The 25118-nt window shown below is 62.4% G+C and carries 26 protein-coding genes; 14 read left to right on the top strand and 12 right to left on the bottom strand.

The window, feature by feature from the left end; genetic code table 11:
- Positions 1–48: 48 nt before the first annotated feature.
- Positions 49–432 carry a PaaI family thioesterase gene (locus PF66_RS19585; RefSeq protein WP_054058625.1) on the bottom strand — a complete coding sequence of 128 codons (384 nt, stop codon included), beginning with the start codon at positions 430–432 and terminating at the stop codon, positions 49–51.
- Positions 432–2750, bottom strand: a complete 2319-nt coding sequence (locus PF66_RS19580; protein ID WP_054063582.1) for a Tex family protein — start codon at positions 2748–2750, stop codon at positions 432–434. The genes PF66_RS19585 and PF66_RS19580 overlap by 1 nt, the downstream gene beginning before the upstream one ends.
- A gap of 336 nt (positions 2751–3086) precedes the next feature.
- On the opposite strand from PF66_RS19580, the gene ompR reads away from it, so the two are divergent.
- Both ompR and PF66_RS19570 read left to right on the top strand, forming a co-directional pair.
- Positions 3087–3827, top strand: coding sequence for a two-component system response regulator OmpR (gene ompR / locus PF66_RS19575; RefSeq protein ID WP_054058627.1), 741 nt, complete (start codon positions 3087–3089; stop codon positions 3825–3827).
- Positions 3828–3943: 116 nt separating this feature from the next.
- Complete coding sequence (locus PF66_RS19570) at positions 3944–5257, top strand: ATP-binding protein (RefSeq protein ID WP_054058628.1); 1314 nt, start codon at positions 3944–3946, stop codon at positions 5255–5257.
- 25 nt (positions 5258–5282) lie between these two features.
- Here PF66_RS19570 and rimK read toward each other — a convergent pair whose 3' ends face one another.
- Positions 5283–6188, bottom strand: a complete 906-nt coding sequence (gene rimK / locus PF66_RS19565; protein WP_017903280.1) for a 30S ribosomal protein S6--L-glutamate ligase — start codon at positions 6186–6188, stop codon at positions 5283–5285.
- On the bottom strand, positions 6185–6667 hold the full coding sequence (locus PF66_RS19560; protein ID WP_054058629.1) for an ATP-dependent zinc protease family protein: 483 nt from the start codon (positions 6665–6667) through the stop codon (positions 6185–6187). The genes rimK and PF66_RS19560 overlap by 4 nt, the downstream gene beginning before the upstream one ends.
- A gap of 216 nt (positions 6668–6883) precedes the next feature.
- On the opposite strand from PF66_RS19560, the gene PF66_RS19555 reads away from it, so the two are divergent.
- From PF66_RS19555 to PF66_RS19545, 3 genes are all read left to right on the top strand, one after another.
- The gene (locus PF66_RS19555; RefSeq protein WP_054058630.1) at positions 6884–7288 is read left to right on the top strand and encodes an RNA-binding S4 domain-containing protein; all 405 of its coding nucleotides are present in this window, start codon (positions 6884–6886) and stop codon (positions 7286–7288) included.
- Positions 7289–7413: 125 nt separating this feature from the next.
- Complete coding sequence (hslO, locus tag PF66_RS19550; protein WP_054063581.1) at positions 7414–8316, top strand: Hsp33 family molecular chaperone HslO; 903 nt, start codon at positions 7414–7416, stop codon at positions 8314–8316.
- 179 nt (positions 8317–8495) lie between these two features.
- A complete protein-coding gene (locus tag PF66_RS19545; protein ID WP_054058632.1) occupies positions 8496–10043 on the top strand; it encodes a phosphoenolpyruvate carboxykinase in 1548 nt (515 codons plus the stop codon).
- Between the two features lie 337 nt (positions 10044–10380).
- Here the strand turns inward: PF66_RS19545 and PF66_RS19540 are convergent, their stop codons facing one another.
- From PF66_RS19540 to PF66_RS32800, 3 genes are all read right to left on the bottom strand, one after another.
- Positions 10381–10929, bottom strand: a complete 549-nt coding sequence (locus tag PF66_RS19540) for a hypothetical protein (RefSeq protein WP_054063580.1) — start codon at positions 10927–10929, stop codon at positions 10381–10383.
- 238 nt (positions 10930–11167) lie between these two features.
- Positions 11168–11455, bottom strand: a complete 288-nt coding sequence (locus PF66_RS19535; RefSeq protein WP_054063579.1) for a hypothetical protein — start codon at positions 11453–11455, stop codon at positions 11168–11170.
- A gap of 9 nt (positions 11456–11464) precedes the next feature.
- Positions 11465–11653 carry a hypothetical protein gene (locus PF66_RS32800; protein WP_152973058.1) on the bottom strand — a complete coding sequence of 63 codons (189 nt, stop codon included), beginning with the start codon at positions 11651–11653 and terminating at the stop codon, positions 11465–11467.
- 36 nt (positions 11654–11689) lie between these two features.
- On the opposite strand from PF66_RS32800, the gene PF66_RS19530 reads away from it, so the two are divergent.
- The gene (locus PF66_RS19530; RefSeq protein ID WP_054063578.1) at positions 11690–12865 is read left to right on the top strand and encodes a tetratricopeptide repeat protein; all 1176 of its coding nucleotides are present in this window, start codon (positions 11690–11692) and stop codon (positions 12863–12865) included.
- 108 nt (positions 12866–12973) lie between these two features.
- Here the strand turns inward: PF66_RS19530 and PF66_RS19525 are convergent, their stop codons facing one another.
- Both PF66_RS19525 and PF66_RS19520 read right to left on the bottom strand, forming a co-directional pair.
- On the bottom strand, positions 12974–13468 hold the full coding sequence (locus PF66_RS19525; protein ID WP_054058634.1) for a GNAT family N-acetyltransferase: 495 nt from the start codon (positions 13466–13468) through the stop codon (positions 12974–12976).
- Positions 13469–13570: 102 nt separating this feature from the next.
- On the bottom strand, positions 13571–14329 hold the full coding sequence (locus tag PF66_RS19520) for a DUF2059 domain-containing protein (RefSeq protein WP_054058635.1): 759 nt from the start codon (positions 14327–14329) through the stop codon (positions 13571–13573).
- Between the two features lie 108 nt (positions 14330–14437).
- Here PF66_RS19520 and PF66_RS19515 point away from each other — a divergent pair, with 108 nt between their 5' ends.
- Together PF66_RS19515 and PF66_RS19510 are read left to right on the top strand one after the other, a co-directional pair.
- Positions 14438–15070, top strand: a complete 633-nt coding sequence (locus PF66_RS19515; RefSeq protein ID WP_054063577.1) for a 2OG-Fe(II) oxygenase — start codon at positions 14438–14440, stop codon at positions 15068–15070.
- Complete coding sequence (locus tag PF66_RS19510; protein WP_054063576.1) at positions 15070–15564, top strand: DUF523 domain-containing protein; 495 nt, start codon at positions 15070–15072, stop codon at positions 15562–15564. Before PF66_RS19515 ends, PF66_RS19510 begins: the two co-directional genes overlap by 1 nt.
- 9 nt (positions 15565–15573) lie before the next feature.
- Here PF66_RS19510 and PF66_RS19505 read toward each other — a convergent pair whose 3' ends face one another.
- Positions 15574–16347 (bottom strand): transporter substrate-binding domain-containing protein, encoded by a 774-nt coding sequence (locus PF66_RS19505; RefSeq protein WP_054063575.1) that lies wholly within the window; start codon positions 16345–16347, stop codon positions 15574–15576.
- Positions 16348–16486: 139 nt separating this feature from the next.
- Between PF66_RS19505 and PF66_RS19500 the strand changes: the two genes are divergently transcribed.
- Complete coding sequence (locus PF66_RS19500) at positions 16487–16927, top strand: DUF4399 domain-containing protein (protein WP_054063574.1); 441 nt, start codon at positions 16487–16489, stop codon at positions 16925–16927.
- 64 nt (positions 16928–16991) lie between these two features.
- On the opposite strand, the gene serA is transcribed toward PF66_RS19500, so the two are convergent.
- Positions 16992–18221: a phosphoglycerate dehydrogenase gene (gene serA / locus PF66_RS19495; RefSeq protein ID WP_017903268.1), complete on the bottom strand. Its 1230-nt coding sequence runs from the start codon at positions 18219–18221 to the stop codon at positions 16992–16994.
- A gap of 202 nt (positions 18222–18423) precedes the next feature.
- On the opposite strand from serA, the gene PF66_RS19490 reads away from it, so the two are divergent.
- The 4 genes from PF66_RS19490 to PF66_RS19475 all read left to right on the top strand — a co-directional run bounded on the left by PF66_RS19490 (position 18424) and on the right by PF66_RS19475 (position 22657).
- Positions 18424–19818 carry an FAD-binding oxidoreductase gene (locus PF66_RS19490; RefSeq protein ID WP_054063573.1) on the top strand — a complete coding sequence of 465 codons (1395 nt, stop codon included), beginning with the start codon at positions 18424–18426 and terminating at the stop codon, positions 19816–19818.
- 39 nt (positions 19819–19857) lie between these two features.
- Positions 19858–20523, top strand: coding sequence for a fumarylacetoacetate hydrolase family protein (locus tag PF66_RS19485; protein ID WP_054058641.1), 666 nt, complete (start codon positions 19858–19860; stop codon positions 20521–20523).
- Positions 20524–20711: 188 nt separating this feature from the next.
- Positions 20712–21638 (top strand): SdiA-regulated domain-containing protein, encoded by a 927-nt coding sequence (locus PF66_RS19480; RefSeq protein WP_054063572.1) that lies wholly within the window; start codon positions 20712–20714, stop codon positions 21636–21638.
- Positions 21639–21745: 107 nt separating this feature from the next.
- On the top strand, positions 21746–22657 hold the full coding sequence (locus PF66_RS19475) for an SdiA-regulated domain-containing protein (RefSeq protein WP_054063571.1): 912 nt from the start codon (positions 21746–21748) through the stop codon (positions 22655–22657).
- 64 nt (positions 22658–22721) lie between these two features.
- On the opposite strand, the gene rpiA is transcribed toward PF66_RS19475, so the two are convergent.
- Positions 22722–23393 carry a ribose-5-phosphate isomerase RpiA gene (gene rpiA, locus PF66_RS19470; RefSeq protein ID WP_054063570.1) on the bottom strand — a complete coding sequence of 224 codons (672 nt, stop codon included), beginning with the start codon at positions 23391–23393 and terminating at the stop codon, positions 22722–22724.
- A gap of 159 nt (positions 23394–23552) precedes the next feature.
- Between rpiA and ilvA the strand changes: the two genes are divergently transcribed.
- Positions 23553–25067 (top strand): threonine ammonia-lyase, biosynthetic, encoded by a 1515-nt coding sequence (ilvA, locus tag PF66_RS19465; protein ID WP_054058645.1) that lies wholly within the window; start codon positions 23553–23555, stop codon positions 25065–25067.
- The last annotated feature ends 51 nt before the right edge of the window (positions 25068–25118 follow it).

Raw genomic sequence — 25118 nt, 5'->3', positions numbered from 1 at the left:
GACACTGCGCTTGCAGTGTCGAAATTAACCCAAATCGAGACGTAACAGCTAGAGAACAGCGAACGTGCCTTGTGCTTTCGCGACAAGTTTGTCGCCCTGGTGCACCTCGGCCTCGACCACCAGGGTACGGCGGCCGGGGTGGATGACCCGGGCGGTGCACAACACGTCGCCTTCGGCCACCGCCCGCATGTAGTTGATCTTGCACTCGATGGTCGCGCTGCGCTGGTCGAAGCCATGGGTGGCCGAGCAGGCCAGGCCCATGGTGATGTCCACCAGGCTGAACAGCGCGCCGCCATGCAGCACGTTGCCGCGGTTGCGCAGCTGCGGCGTCAGCGACAGGGCCACCTCGGCAACGCCGGTGTCCAGGCGTTGCAGGCGGCAGCCGAGCAGTTCGCTGAAGGCGCTCTGGGTCAGGCCGTCAGGGATTTCCATCAGCGCTTCTTCAACTGCTTGGCGTTGGCGAACAGCGAGGCCATGGCATTGTTGGCCGGGGCTGCGGTTTCCTTGCGCGGGGCGTTGTTCTGCGACGGCCGTGGGGCTGAGCCCGGGCGCGAACCACGGGCGCCGTCGATCTTCTCGCCGGGGGTGTCGCTCATGCGCATCGACAGGCCGACGCGCTTGCGCGGGATGTCGACTTCCATGACCTTCACCTTGACCACGTCGCCGGCCTTCACCGCTTCACGCGGGTCCTTGACGAATTTCTCGGACAGCGCCGAGATGTGCACCAGGCCGTCCTGGTGGACGCCGATGTCGACGAAGGCGCCGAAGTTGGTCACGTTGGTCACCACGCCTTCGAGGATCATCCCCAGTTCGAGGTCCTTGAGGTCCTCGACCCCTTCCTGGAACGCCGCGGTCTTGAACTCGGGGCGTGGGTCGCGGCCCGGCTTGTCGAGTTCCTGGAGGATGTCGGTGACGGTCGGCAGGCCGAAGGTTTCGTCGGTGAACTTCTTCGGGTCCAGGCGCTTGAGAAACGCGCTGTCGCCGATCAGCGAGCGGATGTCGCGGTCGGTTTCGGCGGCGATGCGCTGTACCAGCGGGTAGGCTTCCGGGTGCACCGCGGAGGCGTCCAGCGGGTTGTCACCGTTCATCACGCGCAGAAAGCCGGCGGCCTGTTCGAAGGTCTTTTCGCCCAGGCGCGGGACTTTCTTCAGCGCGGCGCGGGTCTTGAACGCACCGTTCTCGTCGCGGTGGCTGACGATGTTCTGCGCCAGGGTGGTGTTGAGGCCGGAGATCCGCGCCAGCAGGGCCACCGAGGCGGTATTCACGTCGACGCCCACGGCGTTCACGCAGTCCTCGACCACCGCGTCGAGGCCGCGGGCCAGTTTCAGTTGCGAGACGTCGTGCTGGTACTGGCCGACACCGATGGATTTCGGGTCGATTTTCACCAGCTCGGCCAGCGGGTCCTGCAGGCGGCGGGCGATGGAGACCGCGCCACGGATCGATACGTCGAGGTCCGGGAATTCCCGGGCGGCCAGTTCCGAGGCCGAGTACACCGAAGCGCCGGCTTCGGAAACCATGACCTTGGTCAGGCGCATGGCCGGGTACTTCTTGATCAGGTCGGCGGCCAGCTTGTCGGTCTCGCGGCTGGCGGTACCGTTGCCGATGGCGATCAGGTCCACCGAGTGCTTGGCGCACAGCGCGGCGAGGATGGCCAGGGTCTGGTCCCACTTGTTATGCGGCACGTGCGGGTAGACGGTGGTGTGGTCCAGCAGCTTGCCGGTGGCGTCCACCACGGCCACCTTGCAGCCGGTGCGCAGGCCGGGGTCCAGGCCGAGGGTCGCGCGCGGGCCGGCCGGCGCGGCCAGCAGCAGGTCGTGCAGGTTGTGGGCGAAGACGTTGATCGCCTCGGTTTCCGCGCTATCGCGCAGTTCGCCGAGCAGGTCTGTTTCCAGGTGGGTGTAGAGCTTGACCTTCCAGGTCCAGCGCACCACTTCGCCCAGCCACTTGTCGGCGGGGCGGTTCTGGTTCTGGATGCCGACATGCTGGCCGATCATGCCTTCGCATGGGTGCAGGGTGCCCGGCAACTCGTCGCCGACTTTCAGCGAGGCCGCGAGAATGCCTTCGTTGCGGCCACGGAAGATCGCCAGGGCGCGGTGCGACGGCATGCTCTTGAGCGGCTCGTCGTGTTCGAAATAGTCGCGGAACTTGGCGCCTTCCTCTTCCTTGCCGGCCACCACGCGGGCACTGATGATCGCTTCCTGCTTGAGGAAGTTGCGCAGCTTGTCCAGCAGGCTGGCGTCTTCGGCGAAGCGCTCCATCAGGATGTACTTGGCGCCTTCGAGGGCGGCCTTGGTGTCGGCGAAGCCCTTTTCGGCATCGACAAAGCGCGTGGCTTCGGTTTCCGGGGTCAGCGACGGGTCGTTGAACAGGCTGTCGGCCAGCTCGCCGAGGCCGGCTTCCAGGGCGATCTGGCCCTTGGTGCGGCGCTTCTGCTTGTACGGCAGGTACAGGTCTTCGAGGCGGGTCTTGGTGTCGGCGAGCTGGATGTCACGCGCCAGGGCTGGGGTGAGCTTGCCTTGTTCCTCGATGCTGGCGAGGATGCTGGCGCGCCGCTCGTCGAGTTCCCGCAGGTAGCGCAGGCGTTCTTCCAGATGCCGCAGTTGGGTGTCATCCAGGCTGCCGGTGACTTCTTTCCGGTAGCGGGCGATGAAAGGCACGGTAGAGCCTTCATCCAATAGGGCGACGGCCGCTTCGACCTGTTGTGGGCGTACGCCGAGTTCTTCGGCGATGCGGCTGTTGATGCTGTCCATAAAACCACCTGACAAAGTGTGAAATCAGGCGCGCCGGGCCTTTGGGCCTGTCGGGCGAGCCTGGTTTGGGATCAAAAAGGCGCACCTTGTGACCCGGGAAATCAGCACATTGCTGTGAGCCTTTGCAAAAAAGATGGCTTCGAACAGCAATGATCAGACGTTGCCTGACGCAGAAAGCGGGGCATTATAACCAGCGTTCCGGGCTTGGGGGGATTGTGCGCGTGTAGGCATAAAGCGCTGTTTGCTGGTAGTCGAGGAAAAATCTGCTAACAATGCACAGGATACGCATGGGGGCCGCTGGCCCCATAATGCGCGCCGAGATCAAAGGAGCAACCCATGAGCAGCACTGCACAAACTGCTGAAGGCGAAAAAATCCTCATCGTGGACGACGATCCGGGGCTGAGCAGCCTGCTGGAGCGTTTTTTCACCAGCAAGGGCTATCGCGCCCGCGCGGTGGCCAACACCGAGCAAATGGATCGTCTGCTGGCCCGTGAAGTGTTCAATCTGGTGGTCCTCGACCTGATGCTGCCGGGTGAAGACGGCCTGACGGCCTGCCGTCGCCTGCGTGCGGCGAACAACCAGGTGCCGATCATCATGCTCACCGCCAAGGGCGACGAACTGAGCCGGATCAAGGGCCTGGAACTGGGCGCCGACGACTACCTGGCCAAGCCGTTCAACCCCGATGAGCTGATGGCGCGGGTCAAGGCCGTGCTGCGCCGCCAGGCCGCGCCGGTTCCGGGCGCCCCGGGCAGCGAGGACGAAAGCGTCACCTTCGGCGACTACGAGCTGTCCCTCGCCACCCGCGAACTCAAGCGCGGTGACGAGGTGCACATGCTTACCACCGGCGAATTCGCCGTGCTCAAGGCACTGGTGATGCATGCCCGCGAACCGCTGACCCGCGACAAGCTGATGAACCTGGCCCGTGGCCGCGAGTGGGATGCACTGGAGCGTTCCATCGACGTACAGATTTCCCGCCTGCGTCGCATGATCGAGCCGGATCCGTCCAAACCGCGCTATATCCAGACCGTCTGGGGTGTGGGCTACGTGTTCGTGCCGGACGGCACTGCGACCAAGTGACCGGTGATTTGTAGGAGCGAAGTGCCCGGGCGTGCGCAAGCCGCCCGGGCAAGTCGCGATCCGCAATTGTGCGAGCCCGCCTGCTCGCTCCTGCAAAGTATGTAGCGGCTGTATTTATGAAGACCCCTCTCTGGTTCCCCCAAAGCTTCTTCTCGCGCACCCTCTGGCTGGTGCTCATCGTGGTGCTGTTTTCCAAGGCGCTGACCCTGGTCTACCTGCTGATGAACGAGGACGTGCTGGTCGATCGCCAATACAGCCACGGCGTGGCGTTGACCCTGCGTGCCTACTGGGCGGCCGACGAGGACGATCGCGACAAGATCGCCGATGCGGCGGGGCTGATCCGCGTGGTCAGCGGTGGGGTGCCGGAGGGCGAGCAGCACTGGCCGTACAGCGAGATCTACCAGCGCCAGATGCAGGCCGAGCTGGGGGCCGACACCGAGGTTCGCCTGCGCATGCATGCGCCGCCGGCCTTGTGGGTACGGGCGCCGAGCCTGGGCGCGGGTTGGCTGAAGGTGCCGCTGTATCCGCATCCGTTGCGCGGGCAGAAGATCTGGAGCGTGCTGGGCTGGTTCCTGGCCATCGGGCTGTTGTCGACGGCGTCGGCCTGGATCTTCGTCAGCCAGCTCAACCAGCCGCTGAAGCGCCTGGTTTTCGCCGCACGGCAACTGGGCCAGGGACGCAGCGTACGCCTGCCGATCAGCGACACACCCAGCGAAATGACCGAGGTCTACAGCGCCTTCAACCAGATGGCCGAGGATGTCGAGCAGGCCGGTCGCGAGCGTGAACTGATGCTGGCGGGAGTTTCCCATGACCTGCGCACGCCGTTGACCCGCTTGCGCCTGTCCCTGGAACTGATGGGCGACCACAGTGAACTCAGCGAGGACATGGTGCGGGATATCGAGGACATGGACGCGATTCTCGACCAGTTCCTCGCCTTCATCCGTGACGGCCGCGACGAGTCGGTGGAGGAGGTGGACCTCAGTGACCTGGTGCGCGAGGTGGTGGCGCCCTACAACCAGAACGAACAGCGGGTGCAGATGCGCCTGCAGCCGATCCGGCCGTTTCCCTTGCGGCGGGTGTCGATGAAACGCCTGTTGAACAACCTGATCGGCAACGCCCTCAACCATGCCGGGGAAGCGGTGGAAGTCGCTGCCTACGTGTCTGGCGATACCAACGCACCCTATGTGGTGCTGAGCGTGATGGACCGGGGTGCGGGTATCGACCCGGCGGAGCTGGAGGGCATCTTCAACCCGTTCACCCGCGGCGACAAGGCCCGGGGCGGCAAGGGCACCGGCCTGGGCCTGGCGATCGTCAAGCGGATCGCCTCGATGCACGGCGGCAATGTCGAATTGCGCAACCGGTCCGGTGGCGGTCTGGAGGCGCGGGTTCGGTTGCCGTTGGGGCTGATGCTTCCGCGCGACGCGGTCTAGCCCGCGTCGGTTTGCCGGGCGGGTTTCAGCCCTTGCCCTTGGTTCGGGTCATGTTCGGCCCGCCGTTCTTCTCGATATGCTGGATGATCATGCCCGCCACGTCCTTGCCGGTGGTGGTCTCGATCCCTTCCAGGCCCGGCGACGAGTTGACCTCCATCACCAGCGGTCCGTGATTGGAGCGCAGGATATCCACGCCGGCCACGCTGAGGCCCATCACCTTGGCTGCGCTGAGTGCGGTCATGCGTTCTTCCGGGGTGATCTTGATCAGGCTGGCACTGCCGCCGCGATGCAGGTTGGAGCGGAATTCGCCAGGGCGGGCCTGGCGCTTCATGGCCGCGATCACCTTGTCGCCGACTACGAAGCAGCGGATATCGGCACCGCCGGCTTCCTTGATGTATTCCTGGACCATGATGTCCTGCTTGAGGCCCATGAAGGCCTCGATCACCGATTCCGCCGCGGTCGCCGTCTCGCACAGCACCACGCCGATGCCCTGGGTGCCTTCGAGGACCTTGATCACCAGCGGGGCGCCGTTGACCATCTCGATCAGGTCGGGGATATCGTCCGGCGAGTGGGCGAAGCCGGTGACCGGCAGGCCGATCCCGCGGCGCGACAGCAGTTGCAGCGAGCGCAGCTTGTCCCGGGAGCGGGCGATCGCCACCGATTCGTTGAGCGGAAAGACGCCCATCATCTCGAACTGGCGCAATACCGCGCAGCCATAGAAAGTCACCGAAGCGCCGATTCGCGGAATGACCGCGTCGAAGCCTTCCAGCGGTTTGCCGCGGTAGTGGATCTGCGGCTTGTGGCTGGCGATGTTCATATAGGCGCGGAGGGTGTCGACCACTACCATTTCATGGCCACGCTGGACGCCGGCCTCGACCAGGCGACGAGTGGAATACAGACGCGGATTACGCGACAGCACAGCGATTTTCATGCAACACCTGTGGCAGAGGTAGTAGTAACCGGGAACACCGGCTTTTCCTGAACGTATTTGCTGCCTGGATTGACCACCAGTTGGCCGTCGACCAGGGCCTTGGAACCGAGCAGCAGGCGATAACGCATGGACTTGCGGCAGGCGAGGGTGAACTGCACCTGCCAGACCCGGTCGCCCAGGGCCAGGGTGGTGGCGATCACATAACGGGCCTGGGCATGGCCGTTGGAACTCTTGATGGTCTTCATCGCCAGCAACGGCGCTTCGCAGCGCCGATGGCGCAACTGCACCACGGTGCCCAGGTGGGCGGTGAAACGTACCCACTTCGCCCCGTCGCGCTCGAACGGCTCGATATCGGTGGCGTGCAGGCTGGAGGTACTGGCGCCGGTGTCGATCTTCGCCCGCAGGCCCGCGACTCCCAGATCCGGGAGCGCGACCCACTCGCGCAGACCCACAACGGTCAAATGGTCAAATGTCTTCAAAGTGCTCAACCGGTGAGAAACCTGCTCGGACCGCCAGGCAGCGGCCATGGCGGTATTCACGCAGAATAATGGGTAAATGGCGATAGATATCTGTGCGACTTTTTAAAGGTCGTGAACATATCCCTGGCTCATCCGGCATTCTAGACCGGGAGGGGAAATTCAGCTTCGACGGCAACGGTAGTACAGTTGAGCAATATTTCAGTTTGAGGAATCCCCGTGGCACAGAAATCGGAAGAGGACGACAAGGTTCGACTCGACAAATGGTTGTGGGCAGCCCGCTTCTACAAGACCCGCGCCCTGGCCAAGGCGGCGATCGAGAGCGGCAAGGTGCATTGCCGTGGCGAGCGCTGCAAGCCTTCGAAAGAGCCGCGGGTCGGCGACGAACTGCTGATTCGCACCGGCTTCGATGAGCGTACCGTAGTGGTCCAGGCGCTGTCGGTAGTGCGCCGTGGCGCCCCTGAGGCACAGGCGCTGTATGCCGAGACCGCCGCCAGTGTCGCCAGGCGCGAGGCCGAGGCGGCCCAGCGCAAGGCCGGTGCCCTGGGGTTGACCACCGACGGCAAACCGACCAAGAAGCAGCGCCGCGACCTGTTCAAGTTCCGTGGGGCGGGTGGCGAATAATCCCGTGGATCCTTGACTGACAGGCATTCGCCCCCATGTTGCGTGGTCAGAACCCCGATTTGTTCATAAAATGCTCAGAATCTCTGAGTCGAACACCTTTATTCCTACTTCCAGAATCGAAACCTATGTCAGATCTACCAGACACCGATTACACCCAACGCTTCATCTTCGATGACAGCGACACGCGTGGCGAACTGGTGTCGCTGGAACGCAGCTACGCTGAAGTCCTGGCCAAGCACCCCTATCCGCAGCCGGTGGCCCAACTGCTCGGCGAACTGATGGCCGCCGCCGCGCTGCTGGTCGGCACCTTGAAGTTCGACGGCCTGCTGATTCTTCAGGCACGCTCCGAAGGCGCGGTGCCGTTGCTGATGGTCGAGTGTTCCAGCGAGCGCGAGATTCGCGGGCTTGCCCGCTACGAGGCGGATCGGATCGCGCCGGGTGCAAGCCTGGCCGACCTGATGCCCAACGGTGTCCTGGCGCTGACCGTCGACCCGGTCAAGGGTCAGCGTTACCAGGGGATCGTCGACCTTGACGGCGCGACCCTGTCGGACTGCTTCACCAACTACTTCGTCATGTCCCAGCAGGTCGGTACCCGCTTCTGGCTCAATGCCGATGGCCAACGTGCCCGCGGCCTGCTGCTGCAGCAACTGCCTGCCGACCGGATCAAGGATGAAGAGGAGCGTGCCGCCAGCTGGCAGCACATCACCGCCCTGGCCAGCACCCTGACCGCCGAGGAGCTGCTCGGCCTGGACAACGAAACCGTGCTGCATCGCCTCTATCATGAGGAAGCGGTGCGCCTGTTCGACAACCAGCCGCTACGCTTCCATTGCAGCTGCTCGCGCGAGCGCTCGGGTAACGCCCTGGTCAGCCTGGGCCTGGAAGATGCCCAGCAACTGGTGGCCGAGCGGGGCGGTGCAATCGAGATCGATTGCCAATTCTGCAACCAGCGTTACCTGTTCGATGCGGCTGATATTGCGCAGTTGTTTGCCGGCGCAGGGGTCGAGACCCCGTCAGATACTCGTCACTAAAACGCTTCAGCGCAGGTAAATCTCCTGTCAAACGCCGGAAAATAGGCGTTCTGACAGGAGGGCCCTACTTTTTTTGGGCGTTTCTGGCATAATCCGGCGCACTTTTTTCACGGTAGTAGTGCGCGACTTTCTACTACAAAACGTTTGGAGCACTCGGCCAGCGGCCGACGGGGAATTTCATGACGCAAGCAAACAATGCCGTGTACACCGATCTGAGTGTCGATGATCTGGTCAAGGAAGCCCTGGCTCGTGGTGAAGGTGAGCTCGCCGATACCGGCGCGCTGGTGGTGCGTACCGGCCATCGTACCGGTCGTTCGCCGGTAGACCGTTTCATCGTCGAAGAGCCTTCCACCCAGGACGAAATCGCCTGGGGCCCGATCAACCGCAAGTTCCCGGCCGACAAGTTCGACGCCCTGTGGAACCGCGTCGAAGCCTTCGTCGGCGAGCGCGAGCGTTTTGTTTCCCACGTGCATGTAGGTTCCGACCCTGCACACTACCTGCCGGTCAAGATGACCACCGGCACTGCCTGGCACAACCTGTTCGGCCGTTGCCTGTTCATCAACCCGGAAGCCGGCCAGTACAACGCCGGTGGCAAGGCCGAGTGGCAGATCCTGAACGTGCCGGACTTCGAGTGCGTGCCCGAGCGCGATGGCACCAACTCCGATGGCACCGTGATCATCAACTTCGCGGCCAGGAAAGTCCTGATCGCCGGCATGCGCTACGCCGGTGAAATGAAGAAAGCCATGTTCTCGGTGCAGAACTTCCTGCTGCCGGCGGTCGACGTGCTGCCGATGCACTGCGCGGCCAACATGGGCGAAGCGGGCGACGTGACCCTGTTCTTCGGCCTGTCGGGCACCGGCAAGACCACCCTGTCGGCTGACGAAAGCCGCTACCTGATCGGTGACGACGAGCACGGTTGGGGCGAGGGCGTGGTGTTCAACATCGAAGGCGGTTGCTATGCCAAGTGCATCGACCTGTCCGAGAAGAACGAGCCGGTCATCTGGAAAGCCATCCAGCACGGCGCCGTGCTGGAAAACGTCGTGCTCGATGCCAACAAGAAGGCCGACTACGCCGACAGCAGCCTGACCCAGAACAGCCGTGCGGCCTACCCGCGTGAACTGATCGAAAAACGCGCACCGAAGAACCTCGGTGGCGAGCCGAACGCTGTCATCTTCCTGACCTGCGACCTGACTGGCGTACTGCCTCCAGTGTCGATCCTCAGCGAAGAGCAGGCGGCCTACCACTTCCTGTCCGGTTACACCGCGCTGGTCGGTTCGACCGAAATGGGTTCGGGCGGCGGCATCAAGTCGACCTTCTCCACCTGCTTCGGCGCGCCGTTCTTCCCGCGTCCGGCTGGCGTATACGCGGAGCTGCTGATCAAGCGCATCCGTGGTTTCGGCTCCAAGGTCTACCTGGTCAACACCGGCTGGACCGGCGGGGGCTACGGCGTGGGCAAGCGCTTCAACATCCCGACCACCCGTGGCGTGATCGCGGCGATCCAGAGCGGCGCTCTGGTCGGTGCCGAGACCGAGCACCTGGACACCATCAACCTGGACGTGCCACTGGCCGTCCCAGGCGTCGAAACCGGCCTGCTCAACCCACGCAACACCTGGGCTGACAAGGCTGCCTACGACGAAGCGGCGAAAGCCCTGGCTGGCCTGTTCATCGAGAACTTCAAGAAGTTCGACGTGAGCGACGCGATCAAGGCGGCTGGTCCGCAGTTGTAATCGGGTCTTGCTCTTCGATTGAAAAAAACCGCCCTTCGGGGCGGTTTTTTATTGCCTGGTTTACTGGCTCACAAGTGAAGCCGTTGAAATGGGTGATTTTTCGTTATCTAGCGTGAGATGAAATGCTCAAAAATGATTAGCAAATCGTTGCGACATTCCACTATTAGTGGAATACTATGCCTGTAACTGCGGAACGACTGACCGGATGAGATTGAGCGTTCCCTAGCCCGAAAGGGTGTTCGCGCAAGGCGAACCGAGGCGAAAGCCGAAGTGGTGTCCGGATCTGCTTTACCGAATACGAAAAGGGCGCTTATGGCGCCTTTTTTCGTTTCTGCTGTTAGCGCTTCGTTGCCGTTGGCTGACCCATGTATATTTTGCCACACAGTAACATAAAGGCCATGCTGCCCTTGAGGCTGGGTCCACTTTCCTCGTCTTGGTGGTAGGCGCTTTCCACCACCAACTGCAAATCCTGCCATTGCCGGCGATCCTTACCTGCACGCCGGATTTCAAAAAACACATGATAAGGGCCTGAAGGGTCCTCAATTACGATCGAGTAGCACCAGTTCCGCTCGGTCGCGGTTTCCCAAACCTTTGTCTTTGGCGATTCTGCCAAGCCACAGATTAATGCTGGAAGGCTATGCGATAACCGATAGCGAGTGGGGCAGTATGTCCGTTGTCGTTCACTACCTGCGTCGATGATTGGTTCGCTCGCTGGATGGCTCGCTGCGTCATAGCTTTTGGAGAAGCAATGATTCGAGAAGGTTACGTGCACGCGTAGCCTTTTCTTGGCCAGTTGGCTGTCGAGTTCAAAGGTGAACGGTTCCAAGTGTGATAGGTCGACAGACGCGCCATTGATAACCAAGGGGGGGAAGTACGAATCGGTCACACGGCGCTCCTTTTTTATGCGCCTAGTGTACAGGGTCGTGGCCGACGTCACCTTACCGCCGAGCCAGTTGGTAGGGCATCTGAGTCATGCACAGGTCGCAACCCACTCAGGTCGGCACAGTTTGATTCAATTTTTCAGCGCAAGGTGTGGACACACTCAAGTGGCCCGATTCTGAGTTTTAGAGGGCGCACGCTCAATGCCGTCACCTAAGAGTTACGTTATGGCTTTGCATCTTTGATCAGCCCCCATCTGTTGTAGCTTCAGGCAGGACCGAGGGCTCGGCAGCCACGGGGGGCGGTTCGGATGCCGGCGGGCTCTGCGGTGGGCGATAGTTGCTGCGGTTGTAGGCCATGTAGCCCAGCATGCCCACCAGCAGCAGTAGCAATATCCGCAGGCTGTGGGATTTTCTGCGAAACCTGCGTGCGGCCTTCTGCTTGCGCGGGTGCGATCCCAACACCACGTCAACCTGTTCGAGGTGCAGGCGTTCGAAACGAGTGACGCCGCCGTCTTCAGGGTTTTCTTGCATGATCAGCCGCTACCTTCCTTGGCGAGTCTGCGACTTGTCGGCGCTTTCCCATGGGCTTTGAGTGGGGTTGCGGATCAGATTGGCAAGATGGCCTTTTGCCTCCAGTGACTGGTCCACAAAAGCAAAATTTTCCACCTGAACATTAGACGTTTCGTACAAAAAGTCGGTATGTTCCGCTGCAAATTTTTCGGGGGTCATTCGACACCCGCGTCTTGAGCTTAAAGGGAGTTGAGTATGCATTTGCTTCGCATGGCTTCGGTATTTTCGTTGTGTGCCCTGGCCTGGTCGGTCCAGGCCGAGTCGCTGCCGGTCGAAGTGCTCAGCGCCGTGGTCAAGGACCAGAAGATCGCCGACGCCGACGTGCTGTTGCAGCGCAACGGCGAGCAGAATGTGGTCGGCAAGACCAACGCCCAGGGCCAGGTTACCCTCCAGAGCGGTTTCGCCGACGATGCCGGCAGCCTGCTGATCATCAAGAAGGCCGGTTACTCCAACCTGGTGGTCAAGTGCCCGTGCAAGGACATGACCTATGCCATCAGTCCGGTGATGCAGAACCTCGATGGCCTGCGCGTGGTATTGACCTGGGGCAAGACCCCGGCGGACCTCGACTCGCACATGATCTTCCCCGGCAACAACATCTACTTCGAACAGAAGCAGGGCGACGACGCCGACCTGGACGTGGATGACACCGACAGCTATGGACCGGAAACCATCACCCTGCAGAAGAAGCACTACGGCGAGAGCTACGTCTATGCCGTACATGACTTCACCAACAGCGAAAATCCAGGCTCGCGCCAGCTGTCCAACAGCCAGGCCAAAGTGTTCGTCTACATGGGCCAGTCCCTGGTACGCACCTACTACGTGCCGACCAACCGCAGCGGCAACCTGTGGACCGTGTTCCGCATGACCGGCAACGGCGACTTCCAGGACATCAACACCTTCAGCGGTGTGAAGGTGGAGCCGGCGAATGTACTGAACGAAGTCTCGCCGCTACTCGACGACAAGGTGGCGATTGCCGAAGTGGCGGTAAGCTCCACGGCCCAGGCCGATGCGCGGGCGCTGAACGTGAAGGGCGAGGCGGCCTACAAGGCCGGTGACCTGGAACAGTCGATCGCGCTGTTCCGCCAGGCTATCGACCTGAACAACAGCTTCGGTCAGGCCTACAGCAACCTCGGCCTGGCGTACCAGAAGGCCGGCAATACCGCCGAAGCCATCTGGGCCAACCGCAAGGCCATCGCGCTGGCATCCGGCAACTCGGCCAACACCGTTCGCGCCAGCTCCTACTACAACATTGCCCGCATCTATGAAAACGCCGGGCAGTTCTCCGACGCGCTGCGTCACTACGAACTGGCCAAGGAACAGAAGGCCAATCCGGTGTATGACACGGCGATCGAGCGGGTGAAAAATCGCTGAGTCTTCAGCCGGTCCAGTCTCGACAACGCGCCATCTCCGGCGCGTTGTTCGTTTCCGGTTGCCGAATGCAAAGAATGGGCTTGGAGCATCTGGCGTGCTTTGGGAGTGTCAGCGTGAGCTGTCGCTGAGCACTGCGTACTCATCACCGTCCAGCGTGAAGCCGGCGACTTCGTGCATGCCCAGGCGCGCATGGGCGCGTCGTGAGGCTTCGTTGTCCCGCCGAATGAAGAGAATCGCCTCGCGCCCCCGGTAATGGCGTTGGAGTTGCGCATAGAGCTGCGCCAGCAGGCCCTGGCCGCGTTCCGTGGCGGCGATGCAGGCCGGGCCATAGACGTAGGCGTCGGGGCTGCCGGGCCAGGTCGCCAGCATGGCCTGGATCGAGGGTGGTGCCGGTTGGGTGTCTTTTGCCGCGCTGAACAGTACGCCAACGACCTGGTCGTCGCGGCAGGCGACCACTACCGGAGCGTTGCCGAGGGCCATTTGCCTGACTTTTTCGAGCGGAAACTCTCCGGTCAGTGATCCACCCCGGGAAGGTGAATTGGCCTGGAGCAGTTGGGTGATGCCTTCGATATCGGCGGCGGTAGCGAGGTTGATCCTGTACATGAGTAGTCTCCTGAAGGGAGGCGAACCTACTGCATGGATGGCGCCAGGGCTTTCAGGTTACGCCCGGTGGTCGATTTTCGTACAGGTCACTGGGGTCGATCTTCAGTTCCCTGGCTGTGCCGGCGCCAGATCCTGCCCCACCGCCAGGCTGGCGCGGATCGCTGCCAGGGCGGCCTTGTAGTAGGTCCGGCCCTCGGGCGACTCGGCAAAGTTCGAGAACTCTTCCAGTTCCGGATCGGACAGGTCGCGATAGACGTAGAGCAGGGTGTTTTCCAGGTCGTTGCCGATCTGCTGCATCAGGCGCTCGCGTTGGCCGTTGAGCAGGCCCTGGGCGGTACCGGCACCGAGCAGACCGGGGATCATCGAACTGAGGCTGTCGGCGGCGACACCGGCGATGGCCAGGCTGACCTCGGCACCGGCTTCGCGGGCCGGCAGGGCGTTGGCCAGGTGGTTGATCAGCAGTCGGCGCGTCGCGCTGGCTTCGATATGCGGCAGGCCCTGGGCGTTCTTCGCCAGTTGGTCGCGGCGGGTGGCGAGCAGTTCGGCGGCGACGATCTTGCGCCCCAGCGGCGACTGGAAGAACTTCAGCGCCGGGGCCGGGTTGGCCAGGTTTTGGCGCAATTGGGCTTCGGCCCGCTGGTCCATGGCCTGGGGGGCGAAGCGCTGGTTGCTGTTATTGACCAGGGCCTGGTAGACCGCCGGTGGCAGGCTGTTGCGGTATTTCTGCTGGGCGGCGCCCAGGGCATCGCTGAAATGCGCGCGCTGTTCTGGCCAACCGGCGACCTTGTACAACTGGTCGTGGCTGTCTGCCCAGGCGGGCATGGTGCAGAACATCAATAGCGAAAAAAGCAAACGGCGCATAGGGACTCCTGTCTACAGCCGACTATTCTCCCGGCGAGCGCCGGACTTGTCGAGAATTCGTATTGTCATGTCCGGCGGCTCTGTCGGATTCCTGGACGTACGGATACTATGCGCGCCATGCAAATACCTTCTGATCATCCGTTGCTGTTATCCATTGTCGACGACCTGGCCGAGCGCGGCTGGTCGCAACAGGAACTGTTCCTGCCTGCCGATCTGACTCGCGAGCTGGCTACCGAGTGCCGTAAACGTGCGGCAGACGGGGAACTGGCGCCGGCGGGTGTGGGGCGGGGTGCGGCGCAGCAGGTGCGCGAGGGCATCCGTGGCGACCACATCCAGTGGCTCGAACCGGGCCAGGCCGAGTCCTGCGACCGCTACCTGGAACTGATGAACAGCCTGCGCGAGGCGCTGAACCGTGGCTTGTACCTCGGGCTCGAGGATTTCGAGTGCCATTTCGCGTTGTACCCGGCCGGTGCCTTCTACCGCCGGCACCTGGACCGTTTTCGTGACGATGACCGGCGTTCGGTGTCGGCGGTGCTCTACCTGAACGACGAGTGGCAGCCGCAAGAGGGCGGCCAGTTGCGCATGTACCTGGCCGATGAGGTGGAGCGTGACGTACTGCCGACCGCTGGTTGCCTGATCGTGTTCCTCTCCGGCGATGTCCCCCACGAAGTGCTGCCGGCGACCCGCGAGCGCCTGTCGCTGACCGGCTGGTTCCGCCGACGCGGCGACGAGCCGTTCTGATGCCGCAGAAGATCCTGGTCAGTCGCTGCCTGCTCGGGCATCGGGTGCGTTATGACGGCGGTGCCAGCGGCCCCTACGCGCAACTGGCCGCCTGGCAGGACGAAGGCCGGGTGGTGGCGCTGTGCCCGGAAGTGGCCGGCGGCCTGCCGACCCCACGGGCAGCGGCGGAGATTCCCGGCGGCCAGGGTGGGCAAGTGCTGGAGGGGATTGTCCGGGTCGTGACCCATGACGGCGCGGATGTCAGCCAGGCGTTCATCGACGGGGCCCGACAGGCGCTTGAACTGGTGCGGCGCCACGCCATACGGATTGCCGTGCTCAAGGCCAACAGCCCGTCCTGCGGCAATCTGCAGACCTACGACGGCACCTTCAGTGGCGTGAAGGTCGCCGGCGAGGGCGTGACTGCGGCCTTGCTCAGGCAGGCCGGCGTCCAGGTGTTCAGCGAACTGGAACTTCCCGAAGCCGCTGCCGCCCTGGCGCTGCTGGGCGCCTGCTGAGCCTGGCCCTCAAGGCTTGGGCGGCTCGCTCGCATCCATGCCGAACCATTTCTCCGACAACGCCATCAGCCTTCCGTCGGCTTTGATCCGCTGCAGGGCCAGGTTCAGGCTCGCCTGAAACGCCGGGTTGCCCTTCTGGAACGGGATGGTCAGGGTCACGGTCGGCCCCACGGGCGCGCCTTCCTTGACCGGCAGATGGCTGTCACGAATGGCGAAGGGGATCAGCAGACGATCGCTGATGGCGGCGTCGATCTGCTTGTCGGCCACATCCTTGAGCGGCTGCTGGGCATTCGGATAACTGCGCAGGTCGACGCCTTCGACCGTACGCGCCTGGTCGACGAACTGGCTACCTTGAGCTACACCCAAAGCACCCCCTCTGAGCGCTTCCAGAGTGCTGAGCGGTCGTTGCTCTTCCTTGCGCACGATCAACTGGGCGCTGGTGTAGCTGTAGGGTTCGCTGAAGTCGAAACGTTCCTTGAGTTCCGGGGTCAGTGCTATGTGATTGATGGCAATGTCGTACTTGCCGCTTTCCACGCCCTGCAGCAGATCGGCGGAGTCGGTGGTGATGAAGGACGGATTGACCTCGAGTTCCCGGGCCAGCAGCTCGCCCAGTTCGACTTCGAAGCCGGTCAGGTGCCCGTCATCCTTGAAGCCGAAGGGGCGCATGTCGCCCTCCAGGGCAATGCGCAGTTCGCCCCGGTCATTGACGTCGTCGATCAGTTCGGCCTGGGCGAAGGGGCTTGCGAGGGGCAGTAACAGCAACAGGCCAGGCAGCAAACGCATGGTCACTCCTAAGATGAAATCGAGCGGGCGATGCGCAACCGCCACCCGCTTTGCTTTATGTTTGTGGGCAAGTTTGGACAACGATTTGTCGTGAAGTTGTCATCACCCGCCACATTTTGTGGAAAAAACGGAGAAGTTAATGAAAACCTTAGTGTCTCGTGTAGCTTTAGCCACTGCCTTGCTGGGTTCCAGCTTCCTCGCCGTCGCCGCGGATGGCATTCCGCGCACGCCAGCGCCCAAGGGCGCCGAGGTGGAGATCGTCTCGCCGAAGGACGGCGCCACGGTCGACAAGACCTTCACCGTCAAGTTTGGCATGAAGGGCCTGGAGCTCAAGCCGGCCGGTGATGCCACCCCGAACTCCGGCCACCATCACCTGCTGGTCGACCAGAAGGAGCTGCCTGACCCGAGCCTGCCGATTCCGGCGACCGAGCAGGTGATCCACTACGGCAAGGCCCAGACCGAAACCCAGCTGACCCTGGCCCCGGGCAAGCACACCCTGCAACTGGTAGCGGGCGACAAGATCCACATGCAGTTCGAGCCGACGGTGGCCTCGAAGGTCATCACCGTCAATGTGAAGTAAGCGGTCGCGCAAATGAAAAAGGGAGGCCTGCGAAGGCCTCCCTTTTTCGTTCAGCGCCGGGAGCTTAGAACAGTACGCGGGAACGGATGGTGCCGTTGACGTGCTGCAGCTTCTCTTGAGCCAGGTCCGAGTACTCGGCGTCGACGTCGATCACCACGTAGCCGACCTTCTCGTTGGTCTGCAGGAACTGACCGGAAATGTTGATGCCGTTTTCGGCGAAGACCTTGTTGATCTCGCTCATCACGCCCGGAATGTTCTGGTGGATGTGCAGCAGGCGGTGTTTGCCCGGGTGAGCCGGCAGGGCCACTTCCGGGAAGTTGACCGACGACACCGAGGTACCGTTGTCGCTGTACTTGACCAGCTTCTCCGCCACTTCCAGGCCGATGTTGGCCTGGGCTTCGGCGGTGGAACCACCGATGTGCGGGGTCAGGATCACGTTGTCCAGGCCACGCAGCGGGCTTTCGAAGATGTCGTCGTTGGAGCGTGGCTCCACCGGGAACACGTCGATGGCCGCGCCGATCAGGTGCTGGTCCTTGATCGCGTCCGCCAGGGCGTCCAGCTCGACCACGGTACCGCGGGCGGCGTTGATCAGGATGCCGCCCTTCTTGATCGCACGGATTTCCTTCTCGCCGATCATCCACTGGGTCTCGGCGGTTTCCGGAACGTGCAGGGTGACGATGTCGGACATGCCCAGCAGTTCGTGCAGGCTGGACACCTGGGTCGCATTGCCCAGTGGCAGCTTGGTCAGGGTGTCGTAGAAGAACACCTGCATGCCCAGGCCTTCGGCCAGGACCGACAACTGCGTACCGATCGAGCCGTAGCCGATGATCCCCAGTTTCTTGCCGCGGATCTCGAAGGAGTTGGCCGCGCTCTTGATCCAGCCACCCCGGTGGCAGGAAGCGTTCTTCTCGGGAATGCCGCGCAGCAGCAGGATCGCTTCGGCCAGCACCAGCTCGGCAACGGAGCGGGTGTTGGAGTACGGGGCGTTGAATACGGCGATGCCGCGCTCGCGAGCCGCGTCGAGGTCGACCTGGTTGGTACCGATACAGAAGCAGCCCACGGCGACGAGTTTCTTCGCGTGATCGAAGATTTCCTCAGTCAGTTGGGTGCGCGAGCGGATGCCGATGAAGTGGGCATCGGCGATCTTTTCCTTCAGTTCGGCGTCCGGCAGGGATTTGGTGTGGTACTCGATGTTGACGTACCCGGCGGCCTTGAGGACGTCGACTGCGGATTGGTGGACGCCTTCGAGAAGAAGGAACTTGATCTTGCTCTTATCGAGAGAAGTCTTGCTCATCTGCGTAAACCTGTGTCCCGGAGAAAAATGGCAGGAAAATGGACAGCTGGAGCTGACCTCACGGCGTATTCGCCGGCTCCGCAGGTCGGCCTCATAGCACGCTTCTGCGGGGGGCGTATGCTAGCATATGCGACCCGCAAACACTCATTCTGCGACGTGAAGCGTTCTCAGGGTGACCATGAAATGTTTGAGAGTTCTGTCGATGACCGATGCCGTCCTGATTGATGAACTGAAAACCCTGGTTGAACCCGGCAAGGTCCTGACCGACGCCGACTCCCTGAATGCCTACGGGAAGGACTGGACCAAACATTTCGCCCCTGCGCCCAGCGCTGTCGTGTTTCCCAGGACCATCGAGCAGGTCCAGGCCATCGTGCGCTGGGCCAACCGCCACCAGGTCGCACTGGTGCCATCCGGTGGCCGTACCGGCCTGTCCGCCGCCGCCGTCGCGGCCAATGGCGAGGTGGTGGTGTCGTTCGACTACATGAACCGGATTCTCGACATCAACCTCACCGACCGCACCGCCGTGTGCGAGCCGGGGGTGGTCACCGAGCAGTTGCAGAACCGCGCCGAGGAACATGGGTTGTACTACCCGGTGGATTTCGCCTCGGCGGGTTCCAGCCAGATTGGCGGCAATATCGGCACCAATGCTGGCGGAATCAAGGTGATTCGCTACGGCATGACCCGCAACTGGGTAGCCGGCCTGAAGGTCGTCACCGGCAAGGGCGACCTGCTGGAGCTGAACAAGGATCTGATCAAGAACGCCACCGGCTATGATCTGCGCCAACTGTTCATCGGTGCCGAGGGCACCCTGGGCTTCGTGGTCGAGGCCACCATGCGCCTGGACCGTGCGCCGAAGAACCTGACCTGCATGGTGCTCGGCACGCCCGATTTCGACTCGATCATGCCGGTATTGCACGCGTTCCAGGGCAAACTGGACCTGACCGCCTTCGAATTCTTCTCCGACAAGGCGTTGGCCAGGATCCTCGGCCGTGGCGACGTGCCGGCGCCGTTCGAAACCGAGTGTCCGTTCTACGCGCTGCTGGAGTTCGAGGCGACCACCGAGGAGGTGGCCAACCTCGCCCTGGAGACCTTCGAGCATTGCGTCGGGCAGGGCTGGGTGCTCGATGGTGTGATGAGCCAGAGCGAAACCCAGTTGCAGAACCTGTGGAAACTGCGCGAATACATCTCCGAGACCATTTCCCACTGGACGCCGTACAAGAACGACATTTCGGTCACGGTGTCGAAAGTTCCGGCGTTCCTCCAGGAAATCGACACGATCGTCCGTGAACACTACCCGGATTTCGAAGTCGTCTGGTACGGCCACATCGGCGATGGCAACCTGCACCTGAACATCCTCAAGCCGGACAGCCTGAGCAAGGACGAGTTCTTCGCCAAGTGCGCCACGGTCAACAAGTGGGTGTTCGAGATCGTCGAGAAGTACAACGGCTCGATTTCCGCCGAACACGGCGTGGGCATGACCAAGCGTGACTATCTCGCCTACAGCCGCTCCCCGGCCGAAATCGAATACATGAAGGCGATCAAGGCGGTGTTCGACCCGAACGGGATCATGAACCCGGGCAAGATCTTCGCGGTTTGAACCCCGCGTCACGATGACAAGCAGACCAGGAGACGCTCAATGAGCTATCAGCACCAGTATGTCGACGGTACCCCCATTCACTTCCCGCTGGGCAAGGTGGTCTGCATCGGCCGCAACTACGCCGAACACGCCAAGGAACTGGATAACCCGGTGCCTACCGAACCTTTGCTGTTCATCAAGCCGGGCAGTTGCGTGGTGTCGATCGAGAACGGTTTCAAGATTCCGGTCGACCGGGGTTCGGTGCATTACGAAGCGGAAATCGCCGTATTGATCGGCAAGCCGTTGTCGACCAAGCCGAGCCGGGAAGAGGTGCTCGATGCGATTTCCGGCTTCGCCCCGGCGCTGGACCTGACCCTGCGCGACAAGCAGGCGGAACTCAAAGCCAAGGGCCTGCCCTGGGAAATCGCCAAGTCGTTCGACGGCGCGGCGGTGCTCGCTCCATTCGTGGTCGGCAGCACTTTCCCCGACCTGACCCGTATCGGCATTCGCCTGACCATCAATGGCGAGGTCCGCCAGGACGGGATCAGCAGCGACATGCTCAACCCCATCGTGCCGATGATCCAGCACATGGCCGCGTGTTTCTCGCTGCAGGCCGGCGACGTGATTCTGACCGGTACGCCGGTAGGCGTGGGACCGCTGAACGTCGGTGACGAACTGGTGCTGGAATTGCCGGGCGTCAGCCGGTTCGAAAGCTGCGTTCGCTGAGACCTGGCCGTAGCCCTCTTCGCGTCAGGTTGCTGCGAAGAGGGCATCTTCCCCCCTGTTTCCATCTGCGTGACTTCCCGGCTTTTGCCGTTTTTTTCACATTCCGTCTGGATAATTTCCCGATCTGGCGCTGGGCCTTGCCTAGAGTGTTTGTCTGAATGCCATAAAGATCAGGAAAGTGCCTTCGCATGAGTGGTCAAACCTTTTCCTCTCCGTCTACCGCTGTTCGCTCCCGTTTCGCCCGACGCTGGTATTACTGGCTGCTGCTGGCGGCGCTGGTGATCGGGGTAGGGTTGTCCAGGTTCATGCACTGGGACGATCGCGGCCTGCTGTGGCTCAAGGAGCGTTTCGAAACCCCTGCCGAGCGCCAGCAGAGCGTCTGGCTGCCCGGCTACCGGGCGGTGATCGACGCCAAGCCCCTGGCGGGCATGGAGAAGGACGAGGCCTCTGACGTCAGCTACAGCCCGCGGACCAAAACCCTGTTCGCGGTGATGGGCAAGAATCCGTTCCTCGCCGAGCTGACCCTGCAGGGCGACGTGTTGCGCAAGATTCCCCTGGTCGGCTGGAACAATCCCGAGGCCGTCACGGTGCTGGAAGGCGACAGGATGGCGATCGTCGATGAGCGCATGCATCTCCTGACCATCGTCACTGTGGATGCGAATACCCGTGAGCTGAATATCAAGGACTTTCCGCAGTACGACCTCGGTCCCTCGAAGGATCAGAACAAGGCGTTCGAGGCGGTGGTCTGGGATGCCCGCAACCAGCAGATCCTGCTCGGCGAAGAGCGCCCACCGGCGCTGTTCGGCCTGCAAAGCGACGGTACCCGGTTTCTGGGCGAGAAGCGCAGATTGGCTGGCGACCAGCTGGATGTGCGCAATCTTTCAGCGTTGGCGATCGACCCGCGCACCCAGCATACGCTGGTGTTGTCGGCGGAGTCGCATCTGGTGCTGGAGTTGGATGAGAAGGGCAACCAGGTCAGTTTCATGACCCTGCTCGGTGGTTTCAACGGTTTGAAACACACCATTCCGCGTGCCGAGGGCGTGACCATTGACGAGGAAGGGGTCGTGTACGTGGTCAGCGAGCCGAACCTGTTCTACCGTTTCGAGAAGCAGTAGGTCTCAGCGCAGCAAGCGCCTGGGGCAAGCGTGGTGCCGCAGGATTAAGCTTGAATTCATGCCGTCGTGGTTAATTCGTCACCGGTCCTGTCTTCGAGCTTGCACATATGTATCAGACTTTGCGCCTGAACTCCCTGATCCCGTGGGTCGGTCTCTGTGCTCTGCTATTGATGGGGCTCGTCGGCCAGCATTATCGGCTGTTCGAGCGGGCCTGGTTCAACTGGCATGCCTGGTGGCAACCGAGCGAGGCAAGCATCGGCCTGGCGGATTACCGTGTGGTCATCGAGGCGCAGGCGATCGACGGGTTGGAGGATGATGTCTCTGCCCTGACCTTCGACCCCGTCAGAAAAAGCCTGTTCACCGTGACCAACAAGAATGCCGAATTGATCGAGCTGTCGCTCGATGGGCGTATCCTGCGGCGTATTCCGTTGCGTGGCTTCGGTGATCCCGAGGCCATCGAATTCATCAGCGCCGATACCTACGTCATCACCGATGAGCGCGGCCAGCGGCTGATCAAGGTTCGCCTGGGTGACGGCACGCGGTTTCTCGATGCGGCCGACGCCGAGCAACTGACCCTCGGTGTGAATCTGCCGGGGAACAAGGGCTTCGAGGGGCTGGCCTACGACTCGGTCGGCAGGCGACTGTTCGTGGCCAAGGAGCGCGATCCCCTGCTGATCTACGAGATCCATGGTTTTCCCTACCCTGAACCTGCGCAATCATCCGCCGTGCATGTGGCCAGCAATCCTCGCCGCGACGCCCGACTTTTCGTGCGTGATCTTTCCAGCCTGCAGTTCGACGAGCGCAGCGGGCATCTGCTGGCGCTCTCCGATGAGTCGCGGCTGGTATTGGAGCTCGATGTCGATGGGCGTCCAGTCGGCAGCCTGTCGTTGCTCAAGGGCCAGCAGGGGCTCGGCGCCAGCGTGCCCCAGGCCGAAGGCATTGCCATGGATGATGAGGGGACGCTGTACCTGATCAGCGAGCCGAATCTGTTCTACGTCTTCAAGCGCACTACAGAGTAAACCCCGGGCTTGCTGGCGATGAACGATGACGCGCAGCCCGGGCTGCGCGTCTGCTCCGGCCAACTCAGGTCTTGAGCGTCTTTACGCCTTCATGGGTGCCCAGCAGCAGCAGGTCCGCCGGGCGCGCCGCGAACAGGCCGTTGGTGACCACGCCGACGATCGCGTTGATCTGCGTTTCCAGCTCCACCGGGTTGGTGATCTGCAGGTTGTGCACATCGAGGATGATGTTGCCGTTATCGGTCACCACACCTTCGCGATACACCGGGTCGCCGCCGAGTTTCACCAACTGGCGCGCCACATGGCTGCGGGCCATCGGGATCACTTCCACCGGCAGCGGGAACGCGCCGAGCACCGGCACCAGCTTGCTGCCGTCGGCGATGCAGATGAAGGTCTTGGCCACGGCCGCGACGATCTTCTCGCGGGTCAGGGCCGCGCCGCCGCCCTTGATCAGGTTCAGGTGCGCGTCGCTTTCATCGGCGCCGTCGATGTAGAACTCCAGCTCGCTGACGGTATTGAGTTCGTACACCGGAATGCCATGGCCCTTGAGTCGCGCCGCAGTGGCCTCGGAGCTGGCGACCGCGCCATCGAAGGCGCTCTTGTGCCTGGCCAGGGCGTCGATGAAGCAGTTGGCGGTGGAGCCGGTGCCCACGCCGACGATGCTTTTCTCATCGAGCTTGGGAAGGATGAAGTCGACAGCGGCCTGGGCCACCGCCTGTTTGAGTTGATCCTGGGTCATGCGGGCTCCGGAAGCGGGCAAGGTGTGAGCGAAAGGCCGGCATTATAAGCGTCGGGCCGGCAAAAGGGGCGATCAAAACCTCAGGAACCCTGTGGTCGTTGCCGCGAGCGCTGGGTTAGACTCCTCGGTCCCTGCCCAACCCGCCAGTGATGCTTTCCGATGCTCGAACAGTACGTCAAGAAGATCCTCACCTCGCGCGTCTACGACGTCGCCGTGGAAACCCCGTTGCAGAGCGCCCGCCAGCTTTCCGAGCGGCTGGGCAACCAGGTCCTGCTCAAGCGCGAGGACCTGCAGCCGGTGTTTTCCTTCAAGATTCGCGGCGCCTACAACAAGCTGACCCAGCTCAGCGATGCCGAGCGCGCCCGTGGCGTGGTCACCGCGTCAGCGGGCAACCATGCCCAGGGCCTGGCCCTGGCGGCCAAGGTGCTGGGGGTCAAGGCGACGATCGTGATGCCCAAGACCACGCCGGAAATCAAGGTCGAGGGCGTGCGTTCCCGTGGCGGCAAGGTGGTGTTGCATGGCGACTCCTTCCCGGAAGCACTGGCCTACTCGTTGAAACTGGTCGAGGAAAAGGGCTACGTCTACATTCACCCCTACGACGATCCCCACACCATTGCCGGGCAGGGCACCGTGGCAATGGAGATCCTGCGCCAGCACCCCGGGCAGCTGGACGCGATCTTCGTGCCGGTCGGTGGTGGCGGGCTGATCGCCGGGATCGCGGCCTACGTGAAGTACCTGCGCCCGGAGATCAAGGTGATCGGTGTCGAACCGGACGACTCCAACTGCCTGCAACAGGCCATGGCCGCCGGTGAACGGGTGGTGCTGCCTTCGGTGGGGATCTTCGCCGACGGCGTCGCCGTGGCCCAGATCGGCCAGCACACCTTCGATATCTGCAAGGACCATGTCGATGAGGTGATCACCGTCAGCACCGACGAGATCTGTGCGGCGATCAAGGACATCTACGACGATACCCGTTCGATCACCGAGCCGGCCGGCGCGCTGGGCGCCGCCGGGATCAAGAAGTACGTCGAGCAGCGCAAGGTCAGCGGGCAGACCCTGGTGGCCATCGACTCCGGCGCCAACGTCAACTTCGACCGCCTGCGCCATGTCGCCGAGCGCGCCGAGCTGGGTGAAGGCCGCGAGGCGATCATCGCCGTGACCATTCCCGAGCAGCCGGGCAGCTTCAAGGCGTTCTGCGAGGCCATCGGCAAGCGCCAGATCACCGAATTCAACTATCGCTACCACACCGGCAGCGAAGCGCACATCTTCGTCGGCGTGCAGACTCACCCCGACAGCGACCCGCGCAATGTGCTGATCGAAAGCCTGACCAGCCAGGGTTTCCCGGTGCTGGACATGACCGACAACGAACTGGCCAAGCTGCATATCCGCCACATGGTGGGCGGCCATGCGGCACGGGTCAGCGACGAAATGGTGTTGCGCTTCGAGTTCCCGGAGCGTCCGGGGGCGCTGTTCAACTTCCTCAACAAGCTCGGCGGGCGCTGGAATATCTCGATGTTCCACTATCGCAACCATGGCGCGGCCGATGGACGGGTGGTTGCCGGCCTGCAGGTGCCGAGCGAGGAGCGGCACCTGGTTCCCGCCGCGTTGGCGGAAATCGGCTACCCGTACTGGGATGAAAGCGACAACCCGGCCTATCGCCTGTTTCTGGGCTGAAACGGGGCGGATGACTGCTACGCTGATGGGCAACCACCAAGGAAAAAGAGC

The sequence above is a fragment of the Pseudomonas asplenii genome, from assembly GCF_001293465.1.
GTDB lineage: Bacteria > Pseudomonadota > Gammaproteobacteria > Pseudomonadales > Pseudomonadaceae > Aquipseudomonas > Aquipseudomonas fuscovaginae_B.
The sequence above is the reverse complement of the archived record's forward strand: the minus strand, read 5'-3'. Positions and strand labels throughout refer to the sequence as shown.

Coding starts and splice junctions, on each gene's coding strand:
- PF66_RS19585 (WP_054058625.1), bottom strand. CDS start 432: ATGGAAATCCCTGACGGCCTGACCCAGAGCGCCTTCAGCGAACTGCTC.
- PF66_RS19580 (WP_054063582.1), bottom strand. CDS start 2,750: ATGGACAGCATCAACAGCCGCATCGCCGAAGAACTCGGCGTACGCCCA.
- ompR (WP_054058627.1), top strand. CDS start 3,087: ATGAGCAGCACTGCACAAACTGCTGAAGGCGAAAAAATCCTCATCGTG.
- PF66_RS19570 (WP_054058628.1), top strand. CDS start 3,944: ATGAAGACCCCTCTCTGGTTCCCCCAAAGCTTCTTCTCGCGCACCCTC.
- rimK (WP_017903280.1), bottom strand. CDS start 6,188: ATGAAAATCGCTGTGCTGTCGCGTAATCCGCGTCTGTATTCCACTCGT.
- hslO (WP_054063581.1), top strand. CDS start 7,414: ATGTCAGATCTACCAGACACCGATTACACCCAACGCTTCATCTTCGAT.
- PF66_RS19545 (WP_054058632.1), top strand. CDS start 8,496: ATGACGCAAGCAAACAATGCCGTGTACACCGATCTGAGTGTCGATGAT.
- PF66_RS19535 (WP_054063579.1), bottom strand. CDS start 11,455: ATGCAAGAAAACCCTGAAGACGGCGGCGTCACTCGTTTCGAACGCCTG.
- PF66_RS32800 (WP_152973058.1), bottom strand. CDS start 11,653: ATGACCCCCGAAAAATTTGCAGCGGAACATACCGACTTTTTGTACGAA.
- PF66_RS19530 (WP_054063578.1), top strand. CDS start 11,690: ATGCATTTGCTTCGCATGGCTTCGGTATTTTCGTTGTGTGCCCTGGCC.
- PF66_RS19525 (WP_054058634.1), bottom strand. CDS start 13,468: ATGTACAGGATCAACCTCGCTACCGCCGCCGATATCGAAGGCATCACC.
- PF66_RS19520 (WP_054058635.1), bottom strand. CDS start 14,329: ATGCGCCGTTTGCTTTTTTCGCTATTGATGTTCTGCACCATGCCCGCC.
- PF66_RS19515 (WP_054063577.1), top strand. CDS start 14,438: ATGCGCGCCATGCAAATACCTTCTGATCATCCGTTGCTGTTATCCATT.
- PF66_RS19510 (WP_054063576.1), top strand. CDS start 15,070: ATGCCGCAGAAGATCCTGGTCAGTCGCTGCCTGCTCGGGCATCGGGTG.
- PF66_RS19505 (WP_054063575.1), bottom strand. CDS start 16,347: ATGCGTTTGCTGCCTGGCCTGTTGCTGTTACTGCCCCTCGCAAGCCCC.
- PF66_RS19500 (WP_054063574.1), top strand. CDS start 16,487: ATGAAAACCTTAGTGTCTCGTGTAGCTTTAGCCACTGCCTTGCTGGGT.
- serA (WP_017903268.1), bottom strand. CDS start 18,221: ATGAGCAAGACTTCTCTCGATAAGAGCAAGATCAAGTTCCTTCTTCTC.
- PF66_RS19490 (WP_054063573.1), top strand. CDS start 18,424: ATGACCGATGCCGTCCTGATTGATGAACTGAAAACCCTGGTTGAACCC.
- PF66_RS19485 (WP_054058641.1), top strand. CDS start 19,858: ATGAGCTATCAGCACCAGTATGTCGACGGTACCCCCATTCACTTCCCG.
- PF66_RS19480 (WP_054063572.1), top strand. CDS start 20,712: ATGAGTGGTCAAACCTTTTCCTCTCCGTCTACCGCTGTTCGCTCCCGT.
- PF66_RS19475 (WP_054063571.1), top strand. CDS start 21,746: ATGTATCAGACTTTGCGCCTGAACTCCCTGATCCCGTGGGTCGGTCTC.
- rpiA (WP_054063570.1), bottom strand. CDS start 23,393: ATGACCCAGGATCAACTCAAACAGGCGGTGGCCCAGGCCGCTGTCGAC.
- ilvA (WP_054058645.1), top strand. CDS start 23,553: ATGCTCGAACAGTACGTCAAGAAGATCCTCACCTCGCGCGTCTACGAC.